Raw genomic sequence first — 16,561 nt, forward strand, 5'->3', positions numbered from 1 at the left:
GAGGCTGATCGGTGAAGCTGGATTCGATGTACCAGGAAGTCATCCTGGACCACTACAAGAACCCCCACGGGCGTGGTCTGAGGGATGGCGACGCCGAGGTGCACCACGTCAACCCGACGTGCGGCGACGAGATCACGCTGCGCGTGAAGTACGACGGCACGACGATCAGCGACGTCTCCTACGAGGGCCAGGGCTGCTCGATCAGCCAGGCCTCCGCCTCCGTACTGAACGAACTCCTCGTCGGCAAGGAGCTGGCCGAGGCGCGGAAGATCCAGGAAACCTTCCTGGAGCTGATGCAGTCCAAGGGCAAGATCGAGCCCGACGACGCGATGGAGGAGGTGCTGGAGGACGCGGTCGCGTTCGCCGGTGTCTCCAAGTACCCGGCCCGGGTCAAGTGCGCCCTCCTGAGCTGGATGGCGTGGAAGGACGCGACGGCCCAGGCGCTGGGCGCCGAGGCCGAAAGGAAGACGGCATGAGCGAGATCGCGGAGATGAAGCCGGCCTCGGAGGAAGAGCTCCGTGAGGCCCTGATGGACGTCGTCGACCCCGAGCTGGGCATCGACGTCGTCAACCTCGGCCTGATCTACGGCATCCACATCGACGACTCGAACGTGGCCACGGTCGACATGACCCTCACGTCGGCGGCCTGCCCGCTGACCGACGTCATCGAGGACCAGGCCAAGTCCGCCACGGACGGCCTGGTCAGCGAGCTGCGCATCAACTGGGTCTGGATGCCGCCGTGGGGCCCGGACAAGATCACCGACGACGGCCGCGAGCAGCTGCGGGCGCTCGGGTTCAACGTCTGAGGCCGCCGCCTCTACGACGGTCACAGTGGCCCCCCGCCGGGAAAACCGGCCGGGGGCCACTGTGCTGCGTCCGGCCCTGGCTAGGCTCACCGCATGGGATACCTGCTGCTCGCCGGAGCCATCGCCGCCGAGGTCGCGGCGACGACCGCCATGAAGTACAGCGACGGTTTCAGCAGGCTGTGGCCTTCACTGCTGACGCTGCTGGGATATGTGGTGTCCTTCGGCCTGCTGGCGCAGACGCTGAAGACGGTGTCGGTGGGCACGGCGTACGCGATCTGGTCGGGGGTGGGCACGGCGGCGATCGCCACGATCGGGATCGTCTTCCTGGGCGAGGGGATGACGATCGCCAAGGCGGCGGGGATCGCGCTGATCATCGTGGGGGTCGTGGTGCTGAACATGGGAGGGGCGCACTGAGGGCGTGAACCCCTGGGCCCCCCGGAGGCCCCGTGACTGAGACACCCTGAGCGAGCGGCCCTGAGACACACCCGAGGTGATCGCCCGGCACGTGAGACGAGGGCCGGGCCGGTTCGCTTGGGTGGGCGGGGCCGCGTTAGGTTTCCCTCATGACCGACACGACTGCTCCCCGCACCACCGGCGCCGTGGCCGCCGGCCTCGCCACGATCGCCGCCGACGGCACCGTTCTCGACACCTGGTTCCCCGCGCCCGAGCTGACCGCCGAGCCCGGCCCGGCCGGCACCGAGCGCCTGGACGCCGACCGCACCGCCGAGCTGCTCGGCGAGCACGGAGTCGCGGCCCTCGGCAAGGACGAGGTGCGCGGCGTGGAAATCGTGGCGGTCCGCACGGTCATCTCGTCCCTGGACGACAAGCCGCTCGACACCCACGACGCCTACCTGCGGCTGCACCTGCTCTCGCACCGCCTGGTCAAGCCGAACGAGCCGAACCTCGACGGCATCTTCGGCCTCCTCGCCAACGTCGCCTGGACGTCGCTGGGCCCGGTCGCCGTGGACACCCTGGAGACGGTCCGCCTCGCCGCCCGGGCGCGCGGCCAGCACCTGTCCGTCTTCGGCGTGGACAAGTTCCCGCGCATGACGGACTACGTCGCCCCGGCGGGCGTCCGCATCGCCGACGCGGACCGTGTCCGCCTGGGCGCCCACCTCGCCTCGGGCACCACGGTCATGCACGAGGGCTTCGTCAACTTCAACGCCGGCACCCTCGGCACCTCCATGGTCGAGGGCCGCATCTCCCAGGGCGTCGTCGTTGGTGACGGCTCCGACATCGGCGGCGGCGCGTCCACCATGGGCACCCTGTCCGGCGGCGGCAAGGAGCGGGTCGCCATCGGCGAGCGCTCCCTCATCGGCGCCGAGGCCGGCATCGGCATCGCCCTCGGCGACGACTGCGTCGTCGAGGCCGGCCTCTACCTCACCGCCGGCACCCGCGTCACCCTCCCCGACGGCCAGATCGTCAAGGCCCGCGAACTCTCCGGCGCGTCCAACATCCTCTTCCGCCGCAACTCGGTGACGGGCACGGTCGAGGCCCGGCCCAACAATGCGGAGTGGGGCGGGCTGAACGAGATCCTGCACAGCCACAACTGATCATGGGCGGTCGTGATCTGCGGCCGCCTCATCGACCAACGTACTGATCTGCTGCTGAGCTGTCGGCAAGTGTCGACGTTGGTCATGGCTGAGCGCCCTTCCATGGCCCGAAGAAGGCCCGGGAGGGCGCTCGTGCGTGAGCATCGCATTGGGAGTTCGATTGAGAGGACGGCCACGCGGGCCGACGCTGCTAACAGCATGCTGCCCTCGAGCCCGTTGAGCAGCGCCCGACCATCCCCGCGCGCGGGGACCACACACTCGGCTCCGGTTCGTGGCAACGGGCGTGGGGACCACCCCGCGTGGGCGGGGAACACACCAAGGCCTTGGCCAAGGACGTCCGGAAGGGTGGACCAGGGACCACCCCCGCGTGCGCGGGGACCACATCCCCCGCACCATCTGGTCCGGAGCGATCTCGGGACCACCCCCGCGTCCGCGGGGACCACGCCCACAGCGGGAAACCGTGCAGGCCGGACAGGGGACCACCCCCGCGTGCGCGGGGACCACATGGCCGTGGGTGTGTCCACGTCGGCGCGGGAGGGACCACCCCTGCGTGCGCGGGGACCACGACGCCATCGACTCGACCGGCAAGGGCGCGGCGGGACCACCCCCGCGTGCGCGGGGACCACGAAGAGGAGATCAATCGGATCGACGCCCGCTCGGGACCACCCCCGCGCGCGGGGACCACCCCGGGTTCGCCTTGCGGGCCCTGGGGTCCGGGGGACCACCCCCGCGTGCGCGGGGACCACTTCGCCGTCATGGGTACGGACAAAGGCTACCGGGGACCACCCCCGCGTGCGCGGGGACCACGTGCGTGCTGCCATGGCTCAGCCCGCGATGCCGGGACCATCCCCGCGTGCGCGGGGACCACTCGGCATCCTGGGTGATGGACGCCTGATAGGCGGGACCACCCCCGCGTGCGCGGGGACCACATCTCGGCGTCCTTGGACGCCTTGGCGTGCCGGGGACCACCCCCGCGTGCGCGGGGACCACGTAAACGGTGGGGAAGAACGGCACCTCGGCCCGGGACCACCCCCGCGTGCGCGGGGACCACCGTCGGGCAGCCGGCCGGCCAGGTCGGGTTCGCGGGACCACCCCCGCGTGCGCGGGGACCACGACCGCGACAACCCCCCGGCACCGAAGCGCGAGGGACCACCCCCGCGTGCGCGGGGACCACCTACGGGTCGGGTACGCCGACGGCGGCGCCCTGGGACCACCCCCGCGTGCGCGGGGACCACCATGCGCTGAACTTCGGCGGTGACCCGAAGGAGGGACCACCCCCGCGTGCGCGGGGACCACTTCGAACCAGCGGCGCAACTCGTAGCCCATCAGGGACCACCCCCGCGTGCGCGGGGACCACGAGCTTGACGACTCCTTCGAAGGAGTGCCATGGGGGACCACCCCCGCGTGCGCGGGGACCACACGGCGGAGTCCCTGTCCATTGACGCGGAGATGGGACCACCCCCGCGTGCGCGGGGACCACTAGGCGGCGGACGGCGGCACCCATTTGACGTCGGGACCACCCCCGCGTGCGCGGGGACCACGTCGACGACTTGGCCCGGCTCGACGGCGCCACGGGACCACCCCCGCGTGCGCGGGGACCACAGCGCCTCCGAGAATGCCGAGAAGAACTTGCTGGGACCACCCCCGCGTGCGCGGGGACCACACCGACCCGTAGTAGGCGGCCCGGTAGCTGTCGGGACCACCCCCGCGTGCGCGGGGACCACTCGCGGTCGGCGTACCGGGTGCAGGTCACCCCGGGACCACCCCCGCGTGCGCGGGGACCACCGGGTGGCCAACTCCCCGAGCCGTCACGGAGGGGGACCACCCCCGCGTGCGCGGGGACCACCCGAGGACGAGGTGGTACTGGGAGGCGAACAGGGGACCACCCCCGCGTGCGCGGGGACCACATTGTCCGTACCGGACCGGCACGTACGACTCGGGGACCACCCCCGCGTGCGCGGGGACCACAGCACCTCGCTCACGCGGGTGACGAAGGTGCAGGGACCACCCCCGCGTGCGCGGGGACCACGCGGTTGGCTCAGGCGCCGGGCGGCGGCACGGGGGACCACCCCCGCGTGCGCGGGGACCACGGACCGCTCGGGTGCGCGCCGACCGACGCACCGGGACCACCCCCGCGTGCGCGGGGACCACGACGTCGGCCCCATCACCGACACCTGGGAGGCGGGACCACCCCCGCGTGCGCGGGGACCACCGGGCCGAGCTGTGGGAGAGTGCGGGACGCCGGGGACCACCCCCGCGTGCGCGGGGACCACCTGGAACCAGAGTTCCAGCGGCGGCCGTCGCCGGGACCACCCCCGCGTGCGCGGGGACCACGGTCCGGCGCTCGCCGGCCGACTTCTCGTCGAGGGACCACCCCCGCGTGCGCGGGGACCACTGCACGGTGTCTTCGGTGGAGGGGTTGTCATAGGGACCACCCCCGCGTGCGCGGGGACCACCCTGGCCCGAGGCTGACGGCGACAACGGGCAGGGGACCACCCCCGCGTGCGCGGGGACCACGAGTTCAACCTGCAGGAGAAGCTGCGCGGCTCGGGACCACCCCCGCGTGCGCGGGGACCACAGCTTCGGGGCGCCGAACGCGCCCGCGATCTTGGGACCACCCCCGCGTGCGCGGGGACCACGTGGTGGGCTGGAAGGCGGCCGTGACGGCCCAGGGACCACCCCCGCGTGCGCGGGGACCACAGGTGGTGACCTGGGCATTTATAGAGCCAGCGAGCGGATTTCGACTGCTTCTGGGTAAACGGACATTCTGTCCATTGGTTTATTGAACGCCGGAGGACAGCGGATGGGATGCCCTTCACTGGCTTCCAAAGCGTCGTCTCTTGGCTGCCTTGCTCCAGCCTTGGCGCGGCGGGCTGGGAGAGTTGGTGTCGGCCGCCGGTGACTGCGCGGATGGGCGATGCAGGAGTACGAGGCCCTCGTGGTCGGTGGGTTGCCACGCGTGTTCATGGGTGGCGAATGCGAAGCCCTGTTCGTTGTTGGTCTGGTAAGCGAGCAAGGCTCGGCCCTTGCCGCGGTACTGGCGGACTTCCTCCCACAGGATGTCACGTACTCGGGCGGTTGGAGCGCCCAGGAAGACGCCGGGGGAGATTTCCAGGAGCCAGCGGGTGAGAAATCCGCGTAGTCCCGAAGGGCAGTTGGCGAGGACGATGACGGTCACCAGATGGGCTCCTCCTGGGAGTGATCCCTGTTTGTTGAGTGGTCGTAGTTGCGGCCGCTTTCGACGAGCAGGCCGCCGTCCGATTGCAGGGTCACCTGGTCTCTCGTTTCGTCTGCCCCCTCGTGGTCGTCATGTCCGAGTAGCAGGTCTTTGATGTCTCGTACGCAGCGGTCGAGCAGGCTGGTCGTGTTGATACGGTCTCGGAGGGCGCGGCGGGTGCGGACTGCAACGTCTTCTTCGCCCTCGGCGACTGCGTCGAAGGCTGCCGGGATGCCGATCTCCGTCTTGTAGAGATCGGCGATGTCGAGGACGAAGGAGCGTTCGTGCCCGGAGTGCACGAAGCCCAGCCCTGGTGCGCAGCCGAGAGCTGCCACCACGGCATGGGCCACTCCGTACATACACTGGGCGGCAGCGGTGACGGCCTGGTTTGCGGGGTCGCCGGCGGAGAAGTCGCCGTGGTGGTACTCGCGTCGCCGCCAGGGGACGCCGGTGCGGGCTGATTCGCGTCGGTAGCACTCCTTGACCCGGCGACCCTCCATGTTGAGCAGTTGCTGCCGGGTGCGGGTGGAGGGGTCGTCCTCGGGGAACCGTAGCTGGTACATGGCCCGTGCGACGTCGAGGCGGGTGCGGCGGTTCGCCCAGGCTGTGGCCTGCGCTTCAATGAGGCGAGAGGAGCGGGTGAGGGCCCGGCCGCCCGCGTAGAAGCGCACGCCGTGCTCGCCGACCCAGACCACGCCTGGCCCCGCATTCCCCCAGCACGGACATGGCTTGGTGGGTCACGCGGGTGCCGGGGCCCAAGAGGAGTGTTCCGATGGTGGCGGAGGGGATGTGAGTGACGCCGTCCGCGTCCGAGGCAGTGATCGCGTTGTCCTCGCGATGGACCGTGCAGCGTTCCAGGTAGATGAAGGAGACTCGGTCGCCGACCCGAGTGAGTTCGCGGGGAGAAGAGGCGCTGCGACGGCTGATGGTGCTCATGATGTCCTCACGGGGGCGAGGGTCATGAGGCCGCATCCGTATGCCTTCGCTTTGCCAAGGCCGTGGGTAAGTGTGCGGCGGAAGGCGTCGACATCGGTTACGCGCAGTCGGCCGTCGAAGGTGACCCGGGTGAAGCGGACTTGGTGACGGGAGGAGTTCACCGTATCCCTATCCCTCTTCACGAATTCCAGAGGCATCCGATTGTGCACGATCACTTCGTGATCGTGGCCGTGATCGGTCAATCGGCGTGATGCGGGGGTACGCACCACTTCGAAGCCGGCGCGTTCCTGCCGTTTGAGCAACCAGCCGATTTGGTGGCGGGGGGTGACGTGTGCCGCCCGCTTCGTCGGCGTCCCTTTGGGGTCAACTGGCCTGTGGATGTGGTGCACCGGGTTGGCGGTGAGCCGGAAGCCCCAAGTGCTGCCTGCTGTCAGGCTGTCGAGGAACTCGCCGTAGGCGAAAGTAGTCCATCCAGGCTGGTCCAGGCCGGGCCAGCCCGCCTGTTCGACCAAGTGAGTCAGGTCCGGGCGATCCGGGCTGACGATGAACAGATCGGCGCGTCCGGCAGTGGCTGCGTCTACTCGCCACAGAACGCGTGGCTCGGTCCCGTCGCGAGGTGGTGGGTCGGGGAAGGCCATGTTCACGGCGCCGTGCATGAGGTGCGGTGATCCGAGCAGTCGACTCGCGCCGGACCGCGCGGTGTTGATTCGGAAGCGGGTCAGGTACATCAGATGGTCCTCGGAAGGTGGTCTGTCGTGCTGACGCCCGGTGGCGAGGTCAGGGCACGGAGCGAGGCAGTCGGGTCGTGCTGTGCGGCAGCGCTCCTGGGCGCGCGTGCAGGCCAGTCGACGTGGCCGGTGATAACGCCCCGCAGCCCGAATTGCCGGTGTCGTGGGTCGAAGCTCACTGGGGTGTCCCGTAGAGACAGATGCGGGACTTCGCCCGGTGGGCAGTCGATCAGCAGGTCCAGAGGAGGGGGACCGACCGGTCCCTGGCCGCTGTCCGTGGCACGGTGGCTACGGCGCTGGTACCAGGTGGATGCCTGCCAGGGGGCGTCGCGTAGGGCCTCTTCCAGACGGGCCTCCGGTAGTGGCGGGCCCATGTCGAGGGGCCCTGATGGAGGGCAGGAGCGCCGTCCGAGGTAGGGCAGGAAGCGCGGCGCACGCAACGCCTCGTACAGGCGTTGCAGCAGTGCCGTCTCCCCTTCGACTCCGGCGACGAAGACCGCATCGGCGAGGTAGAACCGCTCAGACAGGGGCATAGCCTTGCCGGTGTCGGCGTGGTGCGCGGTGTGGAAGTCCCGCAGACGGGAGCCGGGCTGGTCGATTCGTACTCCGAACCGCAGCGCGGCCAGGTCGGAAAGGTCTGCGTTCCGGGGGCGGCCTTCGGCAGCCGCAAGCAGACCGAGCACACCGCTCTTGGTGGGCGCGTTTTCGGTGCTGCGGCGGGCGAAGCGGGCGGCCGAGCCCCAGGACTGCATGGGGCCGGCGAGCCGCAACAGCAGCACAGTCATGCGTCTTCTCCGGGCGCCAACCGCTGAGCTACTGACGCGCGCACATCCCGTAGCAGAACGTCCAGCGAGACCTGCTGACCGAGAAGGGCGAGTTCTTCCGTCTCCTTGCCGACGCGGAAGACCCAGCTCCGGTCGCGCGATTCGAGTCCGTACTGCTTTTCCAAGTCGGGCACATACGCGGCAAGTCGGCGGCAGCTTTCCCGTAGATATCCGCCGCCCGGCCCCTGCGGCACCGGTTCCTCGAAGGCGCCGACGAAACTCACCGGTCGGCGGTCGCGGAGCTTCACGATCACGGCGGAGGGCAGAGTGTGGTTGCCAAAGGTGTTGATCTTACCGGTTGGGAGGGAGGTGATGAAGGCTTCCAGGAACGCGGTGACCGCCTTTTCGACCGGGGCGCTCGGTGCTTCGTTCTCCCGCAGCCCGAGTCCGAGGTTGCGCTGCAACTCGTCGACGTCCACGGCGGCGTAGCGGTAGAGAGTCGCGGAGTTGAAGTCGATGGTGCCGATCATGCCGGCGCCAGACTCGCCGTCGGAGCTGAGGTCGTCGACCGCGGTGTAGTAGTCGGACTCGATGTCCGACTTGTGCACGCTGATGGCGTGCGCCACCTGTGTAGCGGCCTCCACATTCAGGTTGGCGGAGTCGGCGACCATGCGCCCGAAGAGCGCGATGTCCACTGAGTGCCGAGAGTCCACCGCCTGCCGAGCCCGGGCCTTGTTCTCTTTGTTCTTGAGGTGGTCCTGGAGCGTCTTGAGATCCCCGCCGGGTCCGCTGCCTTCGATTGCGACATCGGCGAGAGCGTCCAGCTGTAGCCTGCTGAGGAACATCAAGTACGAGGACACGGGCGCGGCGGACGTCTCTGCATCGTCCTTCGCCCTACGCTTCGGGGCTTCGATCTTCGTTCCTGTTGCTGCTCTCAGCGTCTCCGTGGCCAGCTGGATGGCAACCGGCCGCAGCGAGTCGTTCCTAGCGATGATGCGCTCGGCAAGGGCCTCGGCGATCTTCTTTGTGCGGACGCCGAGTTCTTCGGGAGCGAGGAGTTCATTGAATGCCTGCCGAGTAGCACGCTTCCATGCCTGGCTTGAGACGCGCGCCCGGCGGACCCCACCGTAATATGCCGATTTCGGCGTTCCTGTGTCATCGCGGTTCAGGTTGCTCGGCGGGACGACCTGGAGGATATGGACGTCGAAGATGGTCCGGGTCACTGTGCTTCCGTTCTTCTCGGCGATGCATTCACTTGTACGGAGGGCGGGCAGGCGTCAGTGAACAGCAGTAAGAAGTGATCTGGATTGAGGGTTATTCGCCCCCGTCTTCGACCGCATAGTCCGGGGCGCGCACAGGAGACGCTGGCACGTTCTCACCGTCGTCCGGCGCGGTGCTTCCATACGCACGGTGGAAGTCACGCCCCCAGGAGCGCCTGACGTCAGGCTGGCCCGCCTCGTACTGCCAGCGGTTGAGCTGGTCGGCGAGCAGCCCGTAATCCAGCGGGATACGGGCGTTCCGAAGCAGCAGCACCATCTCGCGCAGGCGACGGCCCAAGGTTTCGACGTCGGGCGACGTTCCGATGCGTACGAAGCGCTTGCGAATGGTGGCACTGACACCCTCTACGGCTCTCGGCTTCTCGTTCTCCCGCGCCTCTTCGTTTGTGGCTTCGCCCGCAGTGCGCTGCGTCGCAGCTTCGGGCGTTTGGGTCTTCTCCTGGGCCAGCCGTCGTACGGCGCGGCCCAGGGACCAGCCGGGGACATGCATCGGTTCGTCGCGCAGCGACTGCTGATGAAGTGCCCAGAGGGTCACGGCCAGATGAACCGCCCGATCCTCGCGTTCCTCGCGCTGTTCGTGCCGGCGCCGCGCCTCCGGCACCAGGAATCGGGCGGTGTCATTGTTCTGCCGACCGTGCTCTTCCCGAAGTTCGGTGAGCGCTTCGAGATCGTCTAGCCCCCAGCTTGTGGGCGACGTGTGGGCCTCACGTCCAGCCTCGCGTCGTAGTCGAGCCACCGCAGCCACGGCCGCCGGACTGTCCTTCCGGTATCCCCCTTGCAGCCGGTTGATGGTGCGCAGAGCAGCCGTTCGGACGAGAGACGGATGGGGCCGGTCGCCTTGCCGTACCGCACGGTTGGCGCCGGTCGGTTCCGCGGTCGTGCTCATGATGCGCTCCCCGTACGGTGGTTGAGAACGGATCGGGGACCAGGCTGATGCGGGAGAGAAGCTTTGCTTTCAGCCCGATCTGTCGGTGAGCCCAGGACGTTGTAGAGCCGCATGCGGAAGAATTGCTCGGCGCGACCGGCATCCATCAGCCGAGTACCGGCGCCGGGAACTTCGATCAATCGGCCCTCGTCCGCGGCGGGGCCAGTGGAGTCGAGTAACTGCTGGCCAAGCCGTAGCACGTGGCGGCGAACGGTGGCCCGCCACTCGCGGCGTGCTGTGTCCAGGTCAGCGAAGGCCAGCAGATCCTTCAGCCATGCCCGGTATGGGCCGTCCAACGTGCCGAAGCCCAGGTCACGTGCGGCAGTGACCGGAGTAGCCGGGTCCGTGCCTGCGGCTCGGGCCAGATTTCCGGCGAGCTGGCCGAGAGCGCTGACGGCTCCCTCCGCGTCACTGACGGCGTCGACCGCCGCGGCGCCGAAGACCGGGTTTGCCTCGTGCAAGGTGATCACGGGCAGTACCACGGAGTCGTCCACGATCTCGTCCACCACGGACTGCTGAGTGCCGTACACCACGCCGACCAGACGCAGCCGCACCAACGTGCCCGGGTCGATCTCGCTCGCCGTGATCACATGTGTGAACCACTGTGCGATGCCAGAGTGCAGGATGCGCGCCGGCTCACCACGCCTTGCGTCGTCCAGTGGCTGCCGACGGGCAGGAAGCAACGAGCCCAGTCCCCGCCAGGCCGCTCGGCTGGGGTCATGCCTGAGCGGCGTGTAGACGGGAGTACGGCCTTGCTTTTTCTCTTGCGTTTCGCTGCGCCGCCAGCCCGACATAGGCTCGACTTTCCATGGGGCGGCGAGGGTGAGGGGGTCGCCGTAGCCGAGGACCACCCCGGTCACGGCGCCGCATTCCGCATGCAGCCGGATCCTGCGGGACTGCCAGGTGTACAAGTCCCGCAACCCGGCAGGACGCGCCTGGCCGGAGGCATCCTTGCGTTCCCCGGATCCGAGGGGATCCGGCCGACGCCAGACAGGTACGTCCTCCCCGGCCGATCCATCGAACGCTGCCGACGCCTCTTCGAAGGCAATGAGATTGAGCAGCAAGGTCTCCCGGAGAACGGATCCTTCGGCGAACACCCCACCGAGATGACCGAGTGACCCCACCCCGAGGGGATAGACCTTTCCCGCATTGCCCCGCTCGTCGCCCACCATGGCGGGTTTGATCCCGGAGGTGTCGAAGGCGTGGGCGTGCACGAGCCATCGGGCGGCCTCCGCGTACGACAGCGAGTCGACACCAGGGCGGCGCATGGCGAAGAAGGGCTCGCCCACAGGTACGTCTGCGACGATCCGGCTGAGCGGCGCCACCTCGTTCTTCACAGTTCGAAGGTCGGCGACCTGGTAGAACGGGCGCTCCGAATCGAACAGATCGAATCGGTCCCGGTGACGAGTGAGGTACTCCGGCACAGTGGCGAACGGCTCGGCCGACAGCCACAGATCCTCCCAATCCTCCACCTCCGCTGGACCGGCCAGCGCGTCATAGAGGATGGCGAGCAACAGCCGCAGCAGCGCGAACTCCTGCGTGGGTACGTCTCCCACCAGCCTTCGCACGGAATCTGCCTGCTCGAAGAGGCCGATCAGGGAGACGAGGTCGACCGTTCCGTCCGTGCGCTGTATGGGCAGCCACGGCTCGGTGGCCAGATTGAACGAGGGCGGCCCTGGTGCCTCCGCGGGCTCCTCGCTCATCGTGCTCTCCTCCGTGTGCCCCGTACGAGCTCGGCTAAGAGTCCGGGTGCCCGACTGGATCGGCTGCTCGTTGTGCTCACCCTGATTCCCCTCTCCCCCCGTGCGTCCGTCCTCGAGCCCAACTGCTCTCTGCCCAGCTGCACCCGCGCTGGTTGCGGGCGCGTCAGGGGACGTCACCCGCAGACCGTCTGCGCGGCTGTAGGTGAGCACGAAGCCTGCCAGACGGGTCTGACAATCCGGGCCGAGAACGAGAATCAGCTCACCCGCCAGCCATGGGCACTCCTTCGCCTGCCAGGCCGGGACCAGGAACTCCTCCAGTTCGGAAATAGTTCGGTCGATCAACCAGGGCGTGCTGAAGCGCCCTGGCAGAGTGAGGGCACTCGCGGCCACTGCCTCGCAAGCGCGCTGACTCGGCGGGAAGTCGACAGGCAGCTCCAGACCACCCCGCCCGTTGTCCAGCCACGGCACGGTCGTCAGCTGTCCATCGGCATGCCGCTGGACGACCAGGACCTCCAGCGTCTCCGCACTGTCCCGTACCTGAGCGCGCCCCCCAGGACTGTCGTCCACATCACCTGCCGCAGCCTCAAGCCACCCGTACACCGGCCGCCCAGCCCGCCGGGCCGGGTCGAGCAGAAAGGCTTCGGCCTTCTCTCGCTTCTCGGCCAACAGTTGCTCATGTACGACGTACGCCTCAGCGAGCCGCTGCGCCCACTGCGGAGGGCCGACCTGCTCGTCTCCGTAGGCGGCCTGCACCAGCGGACTGATACAGCCAGGAAGCTCCAGCACACGTCCGTCCAGATACGGGCCGAGCACGGCCAGCGAGCGCAGCAGGGTGTACTCACTGCGATAGACGGCACGTGTTCCGCACACCGGTTGGGGAGGCATGGCTTGCCAGTCCACACCGGTGATCAGGCAGCGGGCCTGCGTGAGGTGTGAGGGCCTATGCCTGGCATGCCGGTGCAATCGGCCCATCCTCTGCAAAACCAAGTCCACAGGGGCCAGGTCCGTCACCAGCAGATCGAAATCGATGTCGAGTGACTGCTCAGCCACTTGGCTGGCCACCACCACGTGCCGATGTGGACGCCGCTGGTCGTCCGGTCCGAACTGCCGCAGCAAGTCGGCATCCCGAGCCGTCCGGTCGGCGGCGAGGAACCGTGAGTGCGCAACGGTGACCGCCCCGTCCCCCAGCCGTGCCCGCAGGACATCGGCGGTCTCCAGCACCCGGTCCACGGTGTTGCGCACGACCAGCGCGCAGCCGCCGTCGGCAAGTTCTCTTTCCAAGCGGTCCGCCAGCGAGACGACATCGTCGTCGAGCCGCTCCAGCACTACTTCGACCCGCCGCCCGGAGGCCGGTTTGGGACGAGCACTAAGGACCGGGTTACCCGGGGAGGCAGCAGTGATCAGCGGGTACGCATCGGCACTCGTCTCGACACCGTCGCCCGACGAACCCGTATACGCGGCTACGAGCGCGCGCCTGCGATCGGACGGGAGCGTCGCCGACAGCAGAACGACCGGAACGTGGTAGGCCGCCAGCCACTCCAGCACGCGGTCCAGGTACCGCCCCATATAGGCGTCGTAGGCGTGCACCTCGTCGATCACCACGACCTTGCCAGCCACCGCCAGATGCCTCAGCGCCAGGTGCCGGCTCTTCAATCCCGCGAAGAGAAGCTGGTCAATGGTGCCCACGGCGAACGAGGCCAGCAGCTGCTTCTTGCGTCCCCGCAGCCACTGATGCGCATGGAATCCGGCCGGCTTGGCATGCCGCCCCGAGCTCTCTTCTCGCCCGTCGGGGTCGACGGCGACGATCGCCCGCCGTCCGCGCCGCAGCAGCCCCGCCCACAGCTCGTTGAGCGCAGCTTTGGCATGGGCGAGCACGACAGAACGCCGGCCGTCTCCTTCCTCCTCAGCGTCCGGAAGGCGGTCCAACCAGTCCAGCAGCCGGGGGAACATCGCGTCCCCCGTGGCGCGCGTGGGCAACGCCATGAGAAGACCGCCTGCACCGGACCGTGCCGCCAGTATCTCCGCGGCGGCGAGCGCCGCCTCGGTCTTCCCCTCGCCCATGGGCGCTTCGATCACCAGGATCCCGGGCATCGGCACGGTCCGCGCCATATGTACCGCCTCGGCCTGAACCGGCCGGATGACTGCTTGCTGCAGCTTGGCGAACCGCTGCCTGAACAGTTCGTCGGCGTCTTGCTCCGGTTCCCGAGGAGCCCATGGGCGTGGCAGGTCGAGCCCACTCCAGGCGGCTGCCAGCCGACGCCGCTCGCCCACGGGCCCAATGGGCTGCCAGGTCTCGGGATCGTAGGGAAACAACTCGGGCGAACTGGCAACCCAATCCGCAAGGATCACGACCGCCGTCAGTGCGACCTGCACCGACTGTGGCAGCCGAACCTCCCCCCACTGCGGCAGCCGGTCCGTCACCCCTGCCGATGCGGCACAGCTGTCCAGCAACTCGAACTGAACCCTGCGCCACACGCTCTCACTCGGCCCGGCGTGACGTAGCAGATGAGGACGAAGCTGGAGGTCGTGGATCTGCTGGTGCTCGGGAAACGTTCCGTGATGGCCACCCACCACAACCGCGAACTGCCCCGACACCCGGCCGCGGAGCCCGAACCGCTCGGCCATCCACTCCTGCAGCAGCAACTGTCCGGCCAGCCCGTGCGGTGCCATCCGCCGATCCTGCCCGTACTCGCGAGCGAGCGGCATATCGAGCCCCGCGTCCCGCATCGCTACGGCCAGCGGCTCGACCTGACAGGCGAAAGCAGGGGTGGCCTTCCCCACGTCGTGCACGCCGGCCAGAAACCCAACGAGCTTGTGAGCATCGGCATCTCCGCCGGGCAGAGCCTCGGCCACCAACTCCTTGATGGAACGGGGTACCCACTGCTCCCACAACCGGACGGCGGCGGCCTCGCTGTCCGCCATGTGGCGCCACAAGGGAAGCCAACCGCTCGTCTTCCGGTCGTACTTCGCCCACACCGACCTGGTGGCAGCGGACAACTGGCCGAACGGTGGTCCGACATCCATAGAACCTGAATCCTTGGCTGCATGAGGCATGCCTCACCCTTCCTGCGCGGCATGGCAGAACTGTCTGGGCGCGCGTGGCGAGGTGGTAACTGGATGACGACGCGAGCGGGAGCAGCGAGGGAGTGGGTGACCAGCTCGGATGAGGGCCGACGCTGGACACCCACACCACGTACGTCAGGCGAAGCGTTGCTTCAACGCCTCCGAACGAAGCAACAAGACCACGATCACTACGACCAACCCCCACACCCAGCGTGCGTTGGGGGAGGAGGCGGACGGGAAAACGGTGATCATGGCGACCAACAGGCTGTGCCAGATCTGCGTCGGTGATGGTTCGGATGAGTGGCCTGATGTGACTGCGGTACTCACAGGTAGAATTCTCCTGTCATTGGTCACCACTGGTGCCTTGGCAGGGCCGGACCCGTGTTTCTCGTTGTCAGCGGGTGCATGGGTTCCGGCCATTCTTCTTTGACGCCGCCTGGTCCCCCGAGGGGCCAGGCGGCATCACGCTACCAGCGCTGGCTCAGCCGCAATCGTCAGTTGAATAAAGAGAGTTGTTGAAGGGGCGGACCCCCAGTTGGCCCCTCGAAGCAGTGTCAATCACACGCACTTACGCTCCGATGGAGATGGATGCCCGCAGCTTCCCAACCCCGCAGACGCAGGGAGCACGTTCACAGCCACGCTGGCGGTGCGGATCCCCAAGGATCACCCCCGCAGGCGCGGGGAGCACCGACCTTTAGCGCCCCACAGGGGGCAGAAGGGGGACCACTCCCGCGGGCGCGGGGACCACGCTACAGGTCGAAGTAGCAGAACGTGCTGAGCGGGACCACCGCTGCGGGAGCCGGGGGGGAATCACGGCTACAAAGCCCCCGGGAGCCGGATCCCGCTCGGCTCCTAATGGCTCCCAGATTGGCCCCGGAACCACTCAGGGGCCCGACTCGCGCTGCGGATCAGGCTCTGACCTGGTACTTCCCCGTCAGGGCGGCGGGTTTTGAACCCACGACCTCTTCGTCCAGAAGAAGGACCCCCCTTTCCGCCCTCATGAGGGAGAGGGCCTTGGGTCACGCGCGGCGTGAGCTGCGTTGTGCGGCGACTGCCCCCGTGTACGTCTCCCTCGTCAGGTCTTCGTCGTCAATGCCGAGGTCGGCGAGGACGGCTCGGATGTCGTCCAATGCCGCTTTCATGTCCGCCTCGTCCACGAGTGTTTCGACCTCCAGGAACGTGCCGTCGATCTCGGGCACCCGCACGAACGTGGCGAGCAGCCGCCGGCCGCGTGCCTCGAACTCGTAGTTGCGGCACCGTTTCTCGAAGGCGATGACGGGGACATGGCCCAACCCGCGAAGGATCGCGTGTGCCGCTTCGGCGCTCTCGACGATGGTCTCGTGCTCAGGCTTCGAGCCGGAGGCTTCGTCGACTGCGGCGTCCTTGAACGTCAGCACCGTCCGGGTGCTGTCTGCGCCGTGAACTGTGCGGACGCGCAGCTCTTGGTCCGCCTTCTCCAAAGAGCCGTCAGGGCGGTCGTAGTATGTATCGCGGTACACCTCGATCCGGGCGGTCGCGCGTACGTCCAACTGCCGCATGACCGCCTCCGGCGCGTTTACGTGCGCCTTCAACTCCGCCTCGATCACGCCG

At 68.4% G+C, this 16,561-nt stretch carries 11 protein-coding genes, 1 pseudogene and 2 CRISPR repeat arrays; of the genes and pseudogenes, 4 read left to right on the forward strand and 8 right to left on the reverse strand.

The genetic code is table 11. The features are described 5' to 3' along the window. The first annotated feature begins 11 nt into the window (after positions 1-11). From sufU to dapD, 4 genes are all read left to right on the forward strand, one after another. Entirely contained in the window at positions 12-476 is a 465-nt protein-coding gene (gene sufU / locus ACZ42A_RS33455; protein ID WP_468531065.1) for a Fe-S cluster assembly sulfur transfer protein SufU, read from the forward strand. Then, complete coding sequence (locus ACZ42A_RS33460) at positions 473-805, forward strand: metal-sulfur cluster assembly factor (protein WP_468531066.1); 333 nt, start codon at positions 473-475, stop codon at positions 803-805. Before sufU ends, ACZ42A_RS33460 begins: the two co-directional genes overlap by 4 nt. A 93-nt stretch (positions 806-898) precedes the next feature. Beyond that, entirely contained in the window at positions 899-1,219 is a 321-nt protein-coding gene (locus ACZ42A_RS33465; RefSeq protein ID WP_468531067.1) for a DMT family transporter, read from the forward strand. 149 nt (positions 1,220-1,368) lie between these two features. Then, complete coding sequence (dapD, locus tag ACZ42A_RS33470) at positions 1,369-2,358, forward strand: 2,3,4,5-tetrahydropyridine-2,6-dicarboxylate N-succinyltransferase (protein ID WP_468531068.1); 990 nt, start codon at positions 1,369-1,371, stop codon at positions 2,356-2,358. A 353-nt stretch (positions 2,359-2,711) separates the two neighbouring features. Beyond that, a CRISPR array of direct repeats spans positions 2,712-2,985; the repeat unit is 29 nt; unit sequence GGGACCACCCCCGCGTGCGCGGGGACCAC. A 90-nt stretch (positions 2,986-3,075) separates the two neighbouring features. Further along, positions 3,076-5,058: direct repeats of the CRISPR family, unit length 29 nt; unit sequence GGGACCACCCCCGCGTGCGCGGGGACCAC. 115 nt (positions 5,059-5,173) lie between these two features. On the opposite strand, the gene cas2e is transcribed toward dapD, so the two are convergent. The 8 genes and pseudogenes from cas2e to cyaB all read right to left on the reverse strand — a co-directional run bounded on the left by cas2e (position 5,174) and on the right by cyaB (position 16,557). After that, on the reverse strand, positions 5,174-5,536 hold the full coding sequence (cas2e, locus tag ACZ42A_RS33475) for a type I-E CRISPR-associated endoribonuclease Cas2e (protein WP_468531069.1): 363 nt from the start codon (positions 5,534-5,536) through the stop codon (positions 5,174-5,176). Next, a pseudogene (gene cas1e / locus ACZ42A_RS33480) lies at positions 5,533-6,511 on the reverse strand (type I-E CRISPR-associated endonuclease Cas1e). Before cas1e ends, cas2e begins: the two are co-directional and overlap by 4 nt. Next, a complete protein-coding gene (cas6e, locus tag ACZ42A_RS33485; RefSeq protein ID WP_468531070.1) occupies positions 6,508-7,239 on the reverse strand; it encodes a type I-E CRISPR-associated protein Cas6/Cse3/CasE in 732 nt (243 codons plus the stop codon). The pseudogene cas1e and the gene cas6e overlap by 4 nt, the downstream one beginning before the upstream one ends. Further along, positions 7,239-8,024, reverse strand: a complete 786-nt coding sequence (cas5e, locus tag ACZ42A_RS33490) for a type I-E CRISPR-associated protein Cas5/CasD (protein WP_468531071.1) — start codon at positions 8,022-8,024, stop codon at positions 7,239-7,241. Before cas5e ends, cas6e begins: the two co-directional genes overlap by 1 nt. Beyond that, entirely contained in the window at positions 8,021-9,226 is a 1,206-nt protein-coding gene (cas7e, locus tag ACZ42A_RS33495) for a type I-E CRISPR-associated protein Cas7/Cse4/CasC (RefSeq protein ID WP_468531072.1), read from the reverse strand. The genes cas5e and cas7e overlap by 4 nt, the downstream gene beginning before the upstream one ends. A 91-nt stretch (positions 9,227-9,317) precedes the next feature. After that, positions 9,318-10,166, reverse strand: coding sequence for a type I-E CRISPR-associated protein Cse2/CasB (gene casB / locus ACZ42A_RS33500; protein WP_468531073.1), 849 nt, complete (start codon positions 10,164-10,166; stop codon positions 9,318-9,320). Continuing rightward, a complete protein-coding gene (gene casA / locus ACZ42A_RS33505; protein ID WP_468531074.1) occupies positions 10,163-14,932 on the reverse strand; it encodes a type I-E CRISPR-associated protein Cse1/CasA in 4,770 nt (1,589 codons plus the stop codon). The genes casB and casA overlap by 4 nt, the downstream gene beginning before the upstream one ends. Before the next feature lie 1,058 nt (positions 14,933-15,990). Continuing rightward, a complete protein-coding gene (gene cyaB / locus ACZ42A_RS33510; protein ID WP_468531075.1) occupies positions 15,991-16,557 on the reverse strand; it encodes a class IV adenylate cyclase in 567 nt (188 codons plus the stop codon). Positions 16,558-16,561: the final 4 nt, after the last annotated feature.

The organism is Streptomyces sp. NPDC030838 (assembly GCF_055572035.1).

What these genes read in the sequence shown, in the direction of transcription:
- ACZ42A_RS33460 (WP_468531066.1), top strand. Translation starts at nt 473, where the DNA reads ATGAGCGAGATCGCGGAGATGAAGCCGGCCTCGGAGGAAGAGCTCCGT.
- ACZ42A_RS33465 (WP_468531067.1), top strand. Translation starts at nt 899, where the DNA reads ATGGGATACCTGCTGCTCGCCGGAGCCATCGCCGCCGAGGTCGCGGCG.
- dapD (WP_468531068.1), top strand. Translation starts at nt 1,369, where the DNA reads ATGACCGACACGACTGCTCCCCGCACCACCGGCGCCGTGGCCGCCGGC.
- cas6e (WP_468531070.1), bottom strand. Translation starts at nt 7,239, where the DNA reads ATGTACCTGACCCGCTTCCGAATCAACACCGCGCGGTCCGGCGCGAGT.
- cas5e (WP_468531071.1), bottom strand. Translation starts at nt 8,024, where the DNA reads ATGACTGTGCTGCTGTTGCGGCTCGCCGGCCCCATGCAGTCCTGGGGC.
- casB (WP_468531073.1), bottom strand. Translation starts at nt 10,166, where the DNA reads ATGAGCACGACCGCGGAACCGACCGGCGCCAACCGTGCGGTACGGCAA.
- casA (WP_468531074.1), bottom strand. Translation starts at nt 14,932, where the DNA reads ATGGATGTCGGACCACCGTTCGGCCAGTTGTCCGCTGCCACCAGGTCG.